Genomic DNA, 13,662 nt, shown 5'->3' with positions numbered 1-13,662 from the left:
CGTGGAGAAGTCAACACTTGCTGTAGAAGGTGGGGTTCCTGTTCGGAAAGTGGGATTCCCGGCTTGGCCAATTTTCGGGCCAATGGAAGAACAGCTCATTCTTGACGTTATTCGTTCGGGCAAATGGGGCGGTACGGGCACTGTACATTCGCCTGAATATACCCCAAAGCTTCCTGAGATGGAGCGCCGCTTTGCGGATCTGCACGATGCGACTCATGCGATAAGCGTCGTAAATGGAACCGTTGCAATCACAGTCGCATTGCAAGCAGCAGGGGTTAAACCTGGTGATGAGGTTATCGTACCGCCATATACATTTATTGCAACGGCAGCAGCTGCGCTAGCTTTTGGAGCTATTCCAGTGTTCGTTGATATTGAAGAAGATACACTGCTTCTCGATCCAGATCAGGTAGCTGGCGCTATTACATCGCGAACAAAGGCTATTATTCCCGTTCATTTAGCTGGAGCTCCAGCGAACATGAGCCGTATCAACGAGGTAGCTGCTGTGCATAAACTTCGCGTAATTGAAGATGCGGCCCAGGCTGTTGGGGCAAGCTGGGAAGGTCGACGTGTAGGGGCGATCGGTGATTTCGGGACGTTCAGCTTACAATCCAGCAAAAACCTGAATAGCGGTGAAGGGGGCATTATTCTCACCAATAATCCGGAGTTGGCGGAAATCGCTTGGTCGCTATGCAATGTCGGTCGCTCGCGATCAGGCGCTTGGTATCAGCATGATCGCATCGGGCAAAATTATCGCATGACGGAGCTGCAAGCGGCAATTGCACTTGCCCAAATGAGCCGTTTGGAAGAGCAGATGCTCCTCAGAGAATCCAATGCAAAGCTGCTCACGGAGTTGCTTGGCCAAATTGATGGCATCACAGTTGTGAAGACCGATCCACGCGTCACACGGCATGCGAATCACCTATATATGTTCAAGCTTGATTCTACGGTCACTGCGCGGATCGACAAGAACGACTTCATTCGAAAAGTTAACGCCGAAGGCATACCAATAAGTTATGGGTACGTACCACTGAATCGAAACGAGGCGATTGTGAACGCCACACGAGCATTGACGGGTGAAGATAGGCCTTATAACTGTCCAGTAAGTGAACGGCTAAGTGACAAGGAAGTACTGTGGCTCTCGCAAAATGTGCTGCTTGCTGATGAACAAGCCATGCATGACATTGCTGCAGCTATTCGCAAGGTAATGGAATCGTATTAATATGATGATTATTCGACTTGGTGTTAGTAAGGTCGATATTACACCTGAGTTTTCAGTACCGCTGGCTGGATTTGCAGTTCGCAGTGAACTTGGCGCATTCGAAGGTGTCTCGCATCGCTTGTTTGCCCGAATATTTGTGTTTGTGACGGGTGATAAGGATGGAGATAATGATAAGTGCTATGCCGTTCTCATCTCTGCAGATTTAATTTGGTGGGGGAGTGATCGCGTACCAACGCTTAAGCGGCGTATTCATGAACGCTTCGGCATTGCAGAAGATGCCATTCTTTTACACGGTACCCACACGCATTCTGGTCCGCAAACGAGCAGCTTGTTCACCTCTTACTTAGGTGTCATGGATGAGAATTATATAGCTTTGCTGGAACATATTGTTATCGGTGGCATTGAAGCGGCGTTCCTGCAAGCGGAGCCAGTTCAAATCGAGCAAAGCAGCGGTTATTCGCCGCTAGGGATAAATCGACGCGGCGTGGTGAAATCGCTTCCGGAAACAGGACCAGCAGATCATGAACTGCGTGTCATTCGTTTTCGCAAAGTTGATGGGACCACAAAGGGACTGTTTGTTCATTATGCTTGCCACCCGGTCATAACGCGTGATAATTTCGTTTCATCTGAATATATTGGCGTCGCTATGGAGGCTGTGGAGCAATTCGTAGGAGAAGGTACAGTGGCTGCCTTCCTGCAGGGCACTTGCGGTGACATAAATCCAGGTGATGGAGAGCAGGTTATTCGGGGAAATAATGATGTGGTTATGCAAGTCGGTAATGATTTTGCAGAGTGCGTAATAAATACATTAGATAAACCGATGCAGCAGATAACACCTTGCGATCTGCAATGGCGTACGACACGGGTTGAGCTACCGCTAAAGTCGCTGCCAGAGCGTAGTCAACTAGAGTTAACAGCTCAATCGTCAGGTGTGCTTGGTGAGTGGAGTAGCCTCATGCTAGCGCGATTGGAATGTCTGTCGCCTAGTATTCCTTTAGAGCTAATAGAACTAAAGCTTGGAGAAGAGCTCTCGCTCCTCGGCATGAATGCCGAAGTAGTTGTCGATTACGGGCTGTATATCAAGCAGATATCGAAAGGAAACGTGCTGCCGATCGGTTACACGAATGGTATGTTTGGTTACATCCCAACTGCGCAGCAGTTAATAGAAGGTGGTTATGAGACCCACGAATCCACCTTGTACTTTGCGATGCCTTCGAGCTTTGATATCACTGTTGAGTCTACGGTGAAAGAAGCATTAGTAAACCTTTTGATCTAAAAAACGAGTGTCAAATATCAAAACCTCTGTCGTATTTAAAGATGTAGATAATCAGTCATGGAGCTTCCGTGATATTTCTGCAGCGACTAAACTTACAATAATAAATGGTTTTGAAGACGGATCATTTAAACCTAATGACTCCGTCACACGCGCTGAGTTCACCGCGATGGTAGTTAGAGCCTTTGGTTTATCTCAGGGTAACGATAAAACCAGTCTCAATGATATTAAGGACAGCTGGGCAAAGAATGAAATTGAAATTCTAGCATCGAATGGTATTATTTCTGGCTATGATGATAACTCTTACCAACCAGGGCGAAATATAAGTCGTGCCGAGATGATTATCATTTTATCTAGAATTATTAATCTTAAGGAATTGAAATCTCAATCTTCGAAATCATTCAGTGATGTAAAACAAAATTACTGGGCAAAAGATTCAATTGAAGATGCAACTCGTGCTGGTATTATTCAAGGATCAGATTTCAATACATTTTCTCCAGATCATCAAGCAACGCGTGCAGAATCAATTAGTGTCATAATGAGGGTTTTAAAATCCATTCCAGAGATCCAATCGTTAATTGTAGAGTAAAGTCATCAACGAAGAATGATGATTGAAAATAACATATCATCTTAGACCCTCAGCTCGTTGCTGTGGGTCTCTTATTGCTAATAAAGTAAAGAAAGGATCTGGGAATAATTTGAAGAACTTAATAGGAGTGGAATCGTGTAAAGGGGTGCTTGTGGTGAGTGGAAACCGCTTAGTATCCAAGACGAATGTTACTTTATGAAAAAGGGAGAAATATTCATTGAAAAAAATAGTGCTTGGAATGGTTTTGGGTGCCGGTATTACTTTTTCTACTGCTGTATATGCTTCAGATGCTATTCAAGCAGTGAAGTACCAGGTGGAGTTTCTATTTAATGGGGTTATTAAACAAGTAGATAGTGAGTATACTGTTTTGAACTATAATGGACATGCTTATGTGCCTATCCGTTTCGTAGCTGAAAGTATGAGAGCTCAAGTTGAGTTCAATGAGGCTGACAAGCAAATATCCATAAAGTACGGTACACCAACTGAGCAGTTGCAATCGCGTATAGAGATGACTGCCCTCCAATTATTGAAATCGACAGAGAATGGGGAAATGAACGAAACTAAAAGTCAAATCGATGCGATAGCTCCAACTGAACTCAACTCCGTTTTTATACAGATTTTTAAAATGGCTCATATGTATCAAGGCAAGCCGCATGTTATTAATTTGGTTGAACTATTGATTCAAAAGCAAGTTGATCTTAATATCGTCGATGCGTCCAATCGTTACACCCCGTTGCATTATGCTGCAGAACGATCCATTGATCTAGTGGGAAGTCTTCTGGATGCTGGACCTAAGGTGAACGTACTTGCAAATGGAATGACGCCGCTAATGCAGGTATCGAGTAAAAAACAACTTGGTTTGGTGAACAAGATGCTAGCGTTGGGAGCTGATCCGAATTTGGGCGGAGGGGCTCTGCTTTCGACGCTTCATCCCTTTGCCAATTCGGGATTGAACGATGAGAGCGTCCAAATTGCGAAAAATCTTATAGCGTATAAGGCCGATGTGAACGCTACTAGCTCAGATGGCGCAACGCCACTGTTAGCCGCTGTAAGTATGAGTATGCCACAATCTCGGCAAATTGTTCAGTTGCTGCTCGAGCACGGTGCAGATCCCAATCAGATAGCAAAAAGTAATTGGTCAGGGCTGACTCCTCTCATGAGGGCAGTTAATTCCTATGGCCATGACTCTATTCAAGGTGTGTATACGATGGTCGAAATGTTGATTAACGCCCATGCAGATGTCAATGCAACCGACGATAAGGGCAATACAGTGCTCTCTTACGCGGTAGAATTCAATCAACATTCCATGGAAGGAAACAGTGAGGTAATCCGATTGTTGTTGAATAAAGGAGCGAACCCACAGGCGAAAGACAAGAATGGCGTTACACCACTTGATAAAGCTAAGAATATTGTAGACGAAAAAATAAGGGATGAAATCGTAAAGCTTTTAGAATAAGGATTGAAGATGGATAAGTTAATATTCAACCTTGATTATGTCAATATTGTATATCGACTTCAAATTTCATTGGTATATAAAAAGCAGCCGACGGCTGCTTTTTTCTTTGGCTATATTAAAGTCTTGCAATACGTTAATCATTCGTTTTTTCACTTAATATCTGGGGCATTTTTTAATGGCTTTTGAAGTGCGTCCACAATGGCTGCGAAGATACTTGTTGCTAGAATACCCATTAGACATAATGATGTAGGACCCGCTGCATCATCACTTACTGTAACTTTAGCAAGCACCCTTAAGCTTACTATTGCTATCAAAATGAGAATAATAACTGTAAAAGCACATTTCTTTATAATCTTCAAAGATTTAAAGGATAGTTCAGAGAAAGCATTGTTCTTCTCGATGTAAGTTAATAGTTTATATGCTTGATACAACGCAACAGAAAACGCAATACAGAATCCGTATGTACATACTAAAAAGGGGATCACGAAGTAAGCCGTATCTGGATGTACCCTTGCATCTTTAACGGCTATTTGAGGTAACCAGATGCACAAAGCAAGCACTGCAATTCCAGCCAGAAAAATAATTACCTTTAAGAAAGTAGTTGAACCTCGTTTAACATTCATATCATACACCTCGCTTATTTAATGACAACATGATTTTAACATATGACTTATCGTTTTACAATAAATTTGTATTGTTTAATATTATATTATTGTTGTTATTGAATATTATTTTGTTTTTCAAAAAGAAAAAAACATTGCTCATTACTAAGATATGCGCTTACTAGGAAGCACTGCCGCGCGCAGTGCTTCTCTTCGTTCTTACTCGAATAAGGCAATACCTAATCGCACATAATATGCAATGAAATTTTTGGGAAGGGGGATACGATGAGATGCCGGATATTCCTGCGAATGTGAGCGAGAACCTTCAAATCAATCATGATACGTTGCAGGTCATTTTTCACAATTGTGCTGATGTCGTATTAAGACCGTTAAAGTTGTCTGATCAGTCCAACATTCTGCTTGTATATATACAAGAATTAACGGATTCTAGCAAATTGGAACAGATTATTTCAGCATGCATGATAAGTCACGATGTTGATCGACTGACACAGTACGAAATGGCAACAAACATCTCAGAAATTGTAGCAAAAGTCTTGAAAGGAAGTACGGCCATCTTACTAGATGGTAAGCCTTTTGCTTACTTAGCTGATATAACCGCTTTTAAGCAACGCGCGATTAATGAACCTACAAATGAAGCGTCTATTCGCGGTCCACGAGAGGGATTCACCGAAGACTTAAAAACAAATTTAAGCATGATTCGAAGAAAAATAAGTAATTCAAAACTTAAATTTGAATATCATCAAGCAGGAGAGATGACCAATACCTCGTTTGTCGTAGCGTACATTGAAGATGTAGTTAAGCAAGAGTTGCTTGAAGAAGTTAGAGCGAGACTTCAATCTTTCAAAACAGATCAACTATTGGATTCAGGTTATATTGAGGAATTTATTGAGGATAAGTCATTTTCTCTCTTCCCGCAAATTCAAAATTCAGAACGTCCAGATAGCGTATCCGCCAGCTTATTATCAGGTAGAGTGGCTATTATTGTCGATGGATCCCCGAATGCACTACTGTTACCAATGACATTCTGGGCAGGCTTTCAAGCAGCAGAAGACCATTATGAGCGCTTTTTATATGTCTCATCAGTTAGGCTTTTACGTTTCCTACTAGCCATTATGTCTTGTCTAGTTCCGTCCATCTATGTTGCGCTAACGACGTTCCATCCACAGATGATTCCACTTGCGCTGATGCTTAGCATTTCAGCGGCTAGAGAAGGAATTCCGTTTCCATCGGTAATTGAAACTTTATTGATGGAACTTATGTTCGAAGGTTTAAGAGAAGCCGGTCTTCGATTACCTAAAGCCATCGGGTCAGCAGTAAGTATCGTAGGTGCACTGGTTATTGGGGAAGCTGCTGTCCAAGCCGGATTTATCTCTGCTCCCATCGTAATGATTGTGGCAGGTACTGGGATTGCCTCGTTCGCTTTTCCTAGCTATAGTCTTGCATTACCTTTTCGTATGCTGCGGTTTCCGCTGCTAATCTTAGGCGGAGTCCTCGGCCTGTATGGTATTGCAATTGGCATTATATTTATCATGATTCATCTTGTGACACTCAAATCGTTCGGATTACCGTATTTATCACCGTTAGCGCCAATCGGGCCAAATTTCTGGAAGGATACGCTTGTACGAATGAATAAACGGTACGTATCAGCAATACGAAAACAATGAAAAAAAAACGGAATTCCATCATTTGTTTGATACTGGTACTGATCCTCTCTGGATGCTGGGACAGAAATGAAATTAACGATTATGCATTCTGGATTGGAACAGCCTTAGATATAGCGGAAAACGGTAAACTTCAAAAAAGCGCTCAAATCGCGGTTCCCGCTGATTTCAGGAGTATCCGAGGCGGTGGGGGAAAGAGTGAAAGAGCAAACATTGTATTAACGGTTACGGGATTATCAATGGTAGATTTGACGCAACAAATTCAAGACAAGCTACCCCGTAAAGTTTTCCTAGGGCATCGTAGATCCATATTTATCGGAGAAAAGCTGGCTCGAAAAGGGCTAATCGATATCATGGATCAATTCACAAGAAATACGGATACGCGTCTGCGGACAGATATTTTTGTTGTGAATAACGCTGAAGGAAAGGAAGTATTGAATATTAACTCTCCGTTCAATCAATTTTCAGCGATTGTGGCTGTTGATCAAGACCGTTATTGTCGATTAGGAGACACTGCTTTACGAGATGTCTTAATTGATGCGCGGCGGGACGGTATTCGCCCTGCTATGCCAATGGTTGAGATTTCACCAATGAATAAGCAAGAGAAAGACAAAGTATTTAATGTCAGATCAGTTGCCATATTCAATAAAAATTTGGAAATGGTTGGAGAAGTGAGTGGTAGAGAATCTCTAGAATTATTTTGGGTGAAAGGTGTATTGAAAAATCAATTCGTGACGGAAGAGTTAGAGGAAGGAAGCATAGCTTTATATGAATCTAATTTAAAACAAACCATCCGAACTAGATATGATGGTAATAAACTAAAGGTTTATATAAAACTAATGGGAACAGGAAGAGTGCTTGAAAATAATACAGATATTGATCTTTCTGAATCTGCTGAACGCATATACGTAGAAAAAAAATTAAACACAATTAAAGCAAAGAGAGTAGAAGAAACAATAAAGAATATTCAGTCTCAGTTTGGACAGGACGTTTTCGGAATCGGCGAAGAATTTCATAGAGAACATCCGTATCAATGGAAAGAAATACGAGATCGGTGGGATGACATATTCCCGACCATTGAAGTAACCGTTGATGTCAAGTTGAATATTCAGAGTACGGGAGATATCCGCAAGCGAATCATTAGGAAAGGAGGGAAAGAATGAAAATTTCAACGTGGCAGTTATTTTGGATGTTTACAACATTAGAAATCTCGATGTCGATCTGGTTAACCATATCACCAACGATTGAAATCGCGAAACAAGACGCTTGGATCTCACTTGCAGTAGCGGGTTTGATTGGTCTGGTCGTAACGTTTGTTTTAGTTCGAGTGAGTCAGCGACATGCTTCCCAGACGCTGGTAGAGTTTGCTCAAAAGCTTTTCGGAAAGTGGGTTGGAAAGTTAATTGGTTTGTTGTATATTCTGGTATGGTATTCTGTATCTGCCGATATTTTACGAATATTCTCATTGTTTATTAAGCAGATTCTATTCCACGATACACCGGTTTGGAGTATCTCAGCTTTGATGATAGCGGCAATGATCTATATAACCTACGCTGGCAGCGTCGAAGCCATTGCACGTTTCAGCCAATTGGCTGGACCCTTGATTCTTTTTGGCATTGTGATTACATTTGCATTAAATATACCTAATTTGCATCTATCGCTCCTTCTGCCGATCTATGCGGATTCTGGTGTCCTACCGATTTTGAAAGGATCATTAGTAAATGCCTCCTTCCTTGGGGAATCCATGATGATTATGATGTTAACGCCATTTATCTCTAAGCCGGAAAAGCTGCTTAAACCGATTCTATTATCCATTTGCATTCCATCTTTGCTTGCCATTATTGCCACAATGATGGTTATTTCAACGTTCGGCATACATATCGGTTCGAGCATGTACTTTCCGTATTTTGCTATGGTTCGATTCATTAATTATTTGGATTTTATTCAAAATATGGACGTCTGGATTGTGTTCATCTGGATTTTTTGCGTATTAGTAAAGTTGTCTATTTACTTGTTCATTAACAGTTATGGAACTGCACAATTATTTGGAGTCAAGAAATGGCGGGGAATGATCGCAATAACTGCACCCGTCATTTTCGCTATTTCATTAATACCTGCAAACATTTATGGGATTTTAGATTATGCAAACTTAGTCTGGACTGATTTTGTTTTTCCTATTTTCATCGTCGGTCTTCCCTTAGTTTTTCTACTTGTTAGTCTTATTAGAGGGAGACATGTGCAAGAGGTGTGACTGGTGGAATTGATGACGAAGATAATTCGGAATGCATCTGTGACTTTATCACAGATTTCCATTAGCTTTTATGCTAAGATGTTACGAAAAAAAGCATTTTTTAAGGAGCTGAATCCGTTGATTCTCGCTGAACATCTAGCACGAATCATTTCAATATTTCCTAGTTTGACAGACATCTCCGAACAGGATTGGAATCATGAAGGCATAAAGGTCATTGAAATGGTACCCAATTATATCATTGAAGAAGGACATTTTCTGGAGCACGTCGTGTTGATTTTGGATGGCACAGTCAGAATGTATAAAATAAGCACGAGCGGTAGGGAAATTACGATGTACAGGATTCAGAGCGGCGAATGTTGTCCATTGATGACCTCAAGTATTTTAGGTGAGAGGGAATATGAAGCAACAGCATGCGTTGAAACGGCTGGCTTGGTGCTGTTGATTCCTTCTGAGATTTTTCGCGAATGGGTAGATCGCTATCGGAATTTTCGACAGTTCATCTTTAAATCATTCGCCAAACGGATTGTTAGTATGTCCAATTTGCTGGACAGCGTCAACTTTAAATCCATTCGGGGGCGAATTTCGGAATTCTTGATTCACATGACAGAAAAAAACGGTAACACCGATACTTTATATATCACCCATGACAGCTTATCAGTGGAGCTCGGCACAGCTAGAGAGGTAATCAGCAGAACGTTGAAAGGGCTTGAGAAGGAAGAAATTATTAAACTTACGCGCGGAAAGATTACGATTACAAATCGAGGAGCTCTTCAACGATATATGGAATTCAATTGAAACGTTATTGATAAACCAAACCACCCATTGGGTGGTTTTTTTAAAGGACTTCTGCTATGTGACAAAGTTACGGTTCGATTTCAGTAACCCTGATATCATCATAACTGTAAGAACTTTATTACCACTCGCTAGATCAAGAAAGGAGACATATATCATGAAAAACGTTGGAGGAACAGACCGCGCCATCCGCGTTATTTTAGGAATTGCCTTATTATCTTTGTTTTACGTACTTCCAGGCTATTGGAAATTAGTAGGACTGATTGCCGTACCACTTCTGATTACTGGTTTGGCACAGAAATGTGGAATCAATAAATTATTAGGTCGTAATACTTGTAGGCTCAGATAAATATGGCTAGAACATTGTAGAGAGGGGGGCATGTTGCTGCCCCTCTTTTATATAATGAATCAGTTTATGAATATTTAAGAATTGCTTTAGAAGGAGTTAACTTCAATTGATTATCTTAAAGGTAAGAAGATATCAAGGGAGAGTCTCACACGATGAAAAACTTTTCGATGACCAAGAAAAAATGGATGCTGAGTTTACATATTTTATTCGCAGCCATCATGTTAGGGACAAGTGTGACGTTTCTCATTCTGAGCATAACAGTCGTGAGCACAAGTGATTCGGGGTTAATACTTTCGTGTTATAAAGCCATGCACGTATTAGCCGTAACTTCTGTACGAGCATCAGTGATTGGGACCATCGTGACAGGTGTGCTATTATCGCTGGGGACTCACTGGGGTTTGGTAAAATACTATTGGATCATCGCCAAAGAAGTGCTTACAGTTGTCGCGGTTATTGTAGGTCCCATAGGTATGTACATTTGGACGTTGAATGGAATATCCATGTTAACTGAAGTTGGAGGAGAGAGTGCGAACCAAGGTGCATACGTTTCCAACATGCTATGGTTATTTATAGGCATAGGACTTCAGTTACTTTCATTAATCGCGATGTATCTACTATCGGTGTTTAAGCCTTGGGGGAAGCGGAAAAAAAGTTAGAAATAAAGTTTAAAATGAATAGGACTTTGAGAATATTTTTTTCATAACTTGCAGTGTTCGACAGTTTATTTATGAGCGACTCCGTATACTAAAAAAGAATACAGATAAATATGTATCTTTTGGCGGAGGTAATATTCATGATTATAGTTCCTACGGCCCTATGCCAACCGGGTATGCGGATTGGTAAAGCCGTTATGTCCGAACATGGACGAGTCATGCTTGGACATCGCGTTGAACTTACACAATTTATGATTAAAAAATTAGTCCAAATGGGACTTGATTTCTTGTATATCGAAGATAGGGAAACGGAAGATATCCCCATTGAAGATTCGATTCATGAGGATACCCGCGCTCTGCTGCGGATGGCGTTGTCTAGAATTTATACAAAATTCAGCGCAACCTCAACATTGGGAGGAACGACGAACGCCACAGAAATATCGCGGCTGCTATTCGAGGGTATGTCAAAAGTGCTAGATGATATGAATAAAGGGAGAAAAGATCCCGTCTCCATCACCACATTAAATATGGCTCCAGCAACTACATTGGAACAGCACTTCTGCCAGAATGCGATCAATGTATGTGTCTATGCTACTAAACTTGGCATGCTTCAGGGGTACTCACACAAAGAGTTAATTGAATTAGGATTAGGAGCATTGCTCCATGATGTAGGGAACATCCAGATTCCTTCCAAGTTATTATTAAGTAGTTCAAAACTGTCTGCGAGCGAGTATGTAGAAATTCAGCGACATACAGAATTAGGATTTAACATGCTCAAGCAGGATATAGGGATCCCTTTGCTGAGTGCCATCTGTGCGTTACAGCATCACGAGCGGATTGATGGGAGCGGTTATCCTTACCATCTCAAGGGGGCGGAGATACATGAGTATGCTCGGTGGATTGGTATGCTCGATTCGTATGATGCCATGACCCATCCAAGGGCTTATCGGAATTCCATTGCACCTCACTATGCTTTGGAAATTCTTTATGCGAATGCTGGAAGTTTATATGACATTAAAAAAGTAACCCAATTTCGAAATAAGGTGGCCATATTCCCGGTAGGACAAGGTGTGAAGTTAAGCACAGGAGAAATTGGCGTCGTATGTCGACAAAATTCCTTCATACCATCTAGACCTGTTGTCAGGGTCCTTAAAAATGAGCGTGGAGAAAAGTTGAAAACACATTATGAAATTGATTTATCGCTTGCACTTCATGTGATGATCGATAATATTAGTGAGCGTGCCATATACTATCGAGATAAATGACTGTGGATATATGAAAAGCAGAGGATAGGAAAGGGATAAATCCCTTATCTTACCTCTGCTTTTTGTTTAACCGATTAATCCGTAATATTTCTTGTATAATATTCAATAATGTCCTTGCGTCGAATGATACCTAAGAAAACGCGATCCTTATCTACAACGGGAACAAAGTTCTGGTCAGCAGCTAGTGCTAACATATCTTCCATATGTGCATCGATGGCGACGCACTCGTTATAAATTCGTTTTCGAATGTTGGTGACAGATATTTCATCCATGTTAACGAAGGACAGGCCGGGCGTGCACTTCAGTTTCCATAATAAATCTCCTTCGGATAAAGTGCCCACATATTTCCCTTCCTCATCGATAATTGGAATCGCTGTATAATGGCAAGCTTCCAGCCGCTCCATCGCTTCTTTCATCGAAGCCGACGTCGTCAGGTAAGATACTTTGTCTTTAGGTAGTAAAAACGATTTAATTTCCACTTTGTTTCGCTCCTTTTCATCCCGAATTAGTTTCACTATTTAATTAAAACATAAATCCGACCAAAAGAGTGCACAATTGATGAGTGTAATAAATGGAAATATGAGAATATTTGATATTTTGTAACATTGAAGATCTTCGATTTGAGTAAAATTATGGCTTTTAATATGAAAAATGGGAAGGGGCTACCCAGAAGTAGTGTTTCTACTTCGATGGACAACCCCGCATCGTCGTTCATATTTTGTTGATGATCGCTCAATTTACAAATGTATACTTAACTCTTTTCGAATTAATAAAGTAGGGTATCCAAATCAAACAAGTAATCAAGGATTTTACAATATTTCTACCCTGTTCATTCATAAACTCAGGTGTCGCTAGCCCGACGATTGAATTCGAAATAAAATAGTAAATGACATTAAATACGAAACTAACTAAATAGAAAATAATGGCCAACGTTCTTACTCGTCTCATTTTTTTCCATCCTAGATAGCCTAAGACAATAGGGAACACAACATATAAAGAATAGGTAACAGTTTCATAAATGATAATTAATCCGTATTTCCAATCATCTTTATACAATTCGGTGATAAGTCCATCAGTGTAAATAGGTAATAACGTATTAATTATGTAGATTAATGCGTTCCCTAAGGTTAGTATCAAACCTATGGAAACAACATATAACCAACCTCCAAATCCGCGTAAATGAGCATGCTCGACTTGTGGCGGCTCATTTCCAGAGGGTAGCAGATTCTCTGTTTTCAAAGTTAATTCATTATCCGGATTGACCATTAAGACACCTAATTTCTTCTCCAATTTTAGGAGGAATTACAAAACATGGATGTTTCGGAACTATTTAATGTATTCGGCACGTGTCATATTAATCCTCCATTCCAATTCGTAAATAGCATAAAGAATTTGTCGATAAAAATTGTAAATAAATTACCAAAACCCCCATTTCACACAGAACATTCCTATACTGCACACGTCTAATTGAATAGGAATGAGCATGAGGGATGAGATGTGAAAATGGCTGTTAGGTGCAATCGTGTAGAAT

General features: G+C 40.7%; 14 protein-coding genes. 11 read left to right on the top strand and 3 right to left on the bottom strand.

Going from position 1 to position 13,662, the window contains the following annotated elements; genetic code table 11:
- Position 1: 1 nt before the first annotated feature.
- From ACSQ8O_RS26870 to ACSQ8O_RS26855, 4 genes are all read left to right on the top strand, one after another.
- Positions 2-1,219, top strand: a complete 1,218-nt coding sequence (locus ACSQ8O_RS26870; RefSeq protein WP_436244163.1) for a DegT/DnrJ/EryC1/StrS family aminotransferase — start codon at positions 2-4, stop codon at positions 1,217-1,219.
- A gap of 1 nt (position 1,220) precedes the next feature.
- The gene (locus ACSQ8O_RS26865) at positions 1,221-2,495 is read left to right on the top strand and encodes a neutral/alkaline non-lysosomal ceramidase N-terminal domain-containing protein (protein ID WP_436244162.1); all 1,275 of its coding nucleotides are present in this window, start codon (positions 1,221-1,223) and stop codon (positions 2,493-2,495) included.
- 7 nt (positions 2,496-2,502) lie between these two features.
- Positions 2,503-3,081 (top strand): S-layer homology domain-containing protein, encoded by a 579-nt coding sequence (locus ACSQ8O_RS26860; protein WP_436244161.1) that lies wholly within the window; start codon positions 2,503-2,505, stop codon positions 3,079-3,081.
- Between the two features lie 217 nt (positions 3,082-3,298).
- Positions 3,299-4,537, top strand: a complete 1,239-nt coding sequence (locus tag ACSQ8O_RS26855) for an ankyrin repeat domain-containing protein (protein WP_436244160.1) — start codon at positions 3,299-3,301, stop codon at positions 4,535-4,537.
- Between the two features lie 149 nt (positions 4,538-4,686).
- Here the strand turns inward: ACSQ8O_RS26855 and ACSQ8O_RS26850 are convergent, their stop codons facing one another.
- Positions 4,687-5,160 (bottom strand): DUF2975 domain-containing protein, encoded by a 474-nt coding sequence (locus ACSQ8O_RS26850; protein WP_056621603.1) that lies wholly within the window; start codon positions 5,158-5,160, stop codon positions 4,687-4,689.
- A gap of 269 nt (positions 5,161-5,429) precedes the next feature.
- Here ACSQ8O_RS26850 and ACSQ8O_RS26845 point away from each other — a divergent pair, with 269 nt between their 5' ends.
- The 7 genes from ACSQ8O_RS26845 to ACSQ8O_RS26815 all read left to right on the top strand — a co-directional run bounded on the left by ACSQ8O_RS26845 (position 5,430) and on the right by ACSQ8O_RS26815 (position 12,131).
- On the top strand, positions 5,430-6,824 hold the full coding sequence (locus ACSQ8O_RS26845; RefSeq protein ID WP_436244159.1) for a spore germination protein: 1,395 nt from the start codon (positions 5,430-5,432) through the stop codon (positions 6,822-6,824).
- A complete protein-coding gene (locus tag ACSQ8O_RS26840; RefSeq protein WP_436244158.1) occupies positions 6,821-7,984 on the top strand; it encodes a Ger(x)C family spore germination protein in 1,164 nt (387 codons plus the stop codon). The genes ACSQ8O_RS26845 and ACSQ8O_RS26840 overlap by 4 nt, the downstream gene beginning before the upstream one ends.
- Positions 7,981-9,072 (top strand): GerAB/ArcD/ProY family transporter, encoded by a 1,092-nt coding sequence (locus tag ACSQ8O_RS26835; RefSeq protein WP_436244157.1) that lies wholly within the window; start codon positions 7,981-7,983, stop codon positions 9,070-9,072. Before ACSQ8O_RS26840 ends, ACSQ8O_RS26835 begins: the two co-directional genes overlap by 4 nt.
- A 12-nt stretch (positions 9,073-9,084) precedes the next feature.
- Positions 9,085-9,867 (top strand): Crp/Fnr family transcriptional regulator, encoded by a 783-nt coding sequence (locus ACSQ8O_RS26830; protein ID WP_436244156.1) that lies wholly within the window; start codon positions 9,085-9,087, stop codon positions 9,865-9,867.
- A gap of 154 nt (positions 9,868-10,021) precedes the next feature.
- The gene (locus ACSQ8O_RS26825) at positions 10,022-10,213 is read left to right on the top strand and encodes a YgaP family membrane protein (RefSeq protein ID WP_436244155.1); all 192 of its coding nucleotides are present in this window, start codon (positions 10,022-10,024) and stop codon (positions 10,211-10,213) included.
- A 152-nt stretch (positions 10,214-10,365) separates the two neighbouring features.
- Positions 10,366-10,869 (top strand): hypothetical protein, encoded by a 504-nt coding sequence (locus tag ACSQ8O_RS26820; RefSeq protein ID WP_436244154.1) that lies wholly within the window; start codon positions 10,366-10,368, stop codon positions 10,867-10,869.
- Between the two features lie 137 nt (positions 10,870-11,006).
- Positions 11,007-12,131 carry an HD-GYP domain-containing protein gene (locus ACSQ8O_RS26815; RefSeq protein WP_436244153.1) on the top strand — a complete coding sequence of 375 codons (1,125 nt, stop codon included), beginning with the start codon at positions 11,007-11,009 and terminating at the stop codon, positions 12,129-12,131.
- A 74-nt stretch (positions 12,132-12,205) separates the two neighbouring features.
- Here the strand turns inward: ACSQ8O_RS26815 and ACSQ8O_RS26810 are convergent, their stop codons facing one another.
- The gene (locus ACSQ8O_RS26810) at positions 12,206-12,610 is read right to left on the bottom strand and encodes a CBS domain-containing protein (RefSeq protein WP_436244152.1); all 405 of its coding nucleotides are present in this window, start codon (positions 12,608-12,610) and stop codon (positions 12,206-12,208) included.
- A gap of 253 nt (positions 12,611-12,863) precedes the next feature.
- Positions 12,864-13,421, bottom strand: coding sequence for a DUF2569 domain-containing protein (locus ACSQ8O_RS26805; RefSeq protein WP_436244151.1), 558 nt, complete (start codon positions 13,419-13,421; stop codon positions 12,864-12,866).
- Between the last annotated feature and the right edge of the window lie 241 nt (positions 13,422-13,662).

The organism is Paenibacillus sp. LjRoot56, assembly GCF_964253335.1.
Lineage (GTDB): Bacteria > Bacillota > Bacilli > Paenibacillales > NBRC-103111 > Paenibacillus_E > Paenibacillus_E allorhizoplanae.
The sequence above is the reverse complement of the archived record's forward strand: the minus strand, read 5'-3'. Positions and strand labels throughout refer to the sequence as shown.

What these genes read in the sequence shown, in the direction of transcription:
- ACSQ8O_RS26865 (WP_436244162.1), top strand. Translation starts at nt 1,221, where the DNA reads ATGATGATTATTCGACTTGGTGTTAGTAAGGTCGATATTACACCTGAG.
- ACSQ8O_RS26850 (WP_056621603.1), bottom strand. Translation starts at nt 5,160, where the DNA reads ATGAATGTTAAACGAGGTTCAACTACTTTCTTAAAGGTAATTATTTTT.
- ACSQ8O_RS26845 (WP_436244159.1), top strand. Translation starts at nt 5,430, where the DNA reads ATGCCGGATATTCCTGCGAATGTGAGCGAGAACCTTCAAATCAATCAT.
- ACSQ8O_RS26840 (WP_436244158.1), top strand. Translation starts at nt 6,821, where the DNA reads ATGAAAAAAAAACGGAATTCCATCATTTGTTTGATACTGGTACTGATC.
- ACSQ8O_RS26835 (WP_436244157.1), top strand. Translation starts at nt 7,981, where the DNA reads ATGAAAATTTCAACGTGGCAGTTATTTTGGATGTTTACAACATTAGAA.
- ACSQ8O_RS26830 (WP_436244156.1), top strand. Translation starts at nt 9,085, where the DNA reads ATGACGAAGATAATTCGGAATGCATCTGTGACTTTATCACAGATTTCC.
- ACSQ8O_RS26825 (WP_436244155.1), top strand. Translation starts at nt 10,022, where the DNA reads ATGAAAAACGTTGGAGGAACAGACCGCGCCATCCGCGTTATTTTAGGA.
- ACSQ8O_RS26820 (WP_436244154.1), top strand. Translation starts at nt 10,366, where the DNA reads ATGAAAAACTTTTCGATGACCAAGAAAAAATGGATGCTGAGTTTACAT.
- ACSQ8O_RS26815 (WP_436244153.1), top strand. Translation starts at nt 11,007, where the DNA reads ATGATTATAGTTCCTACGGCCCTATGCCAACCGGGTATGCGGATTGGT.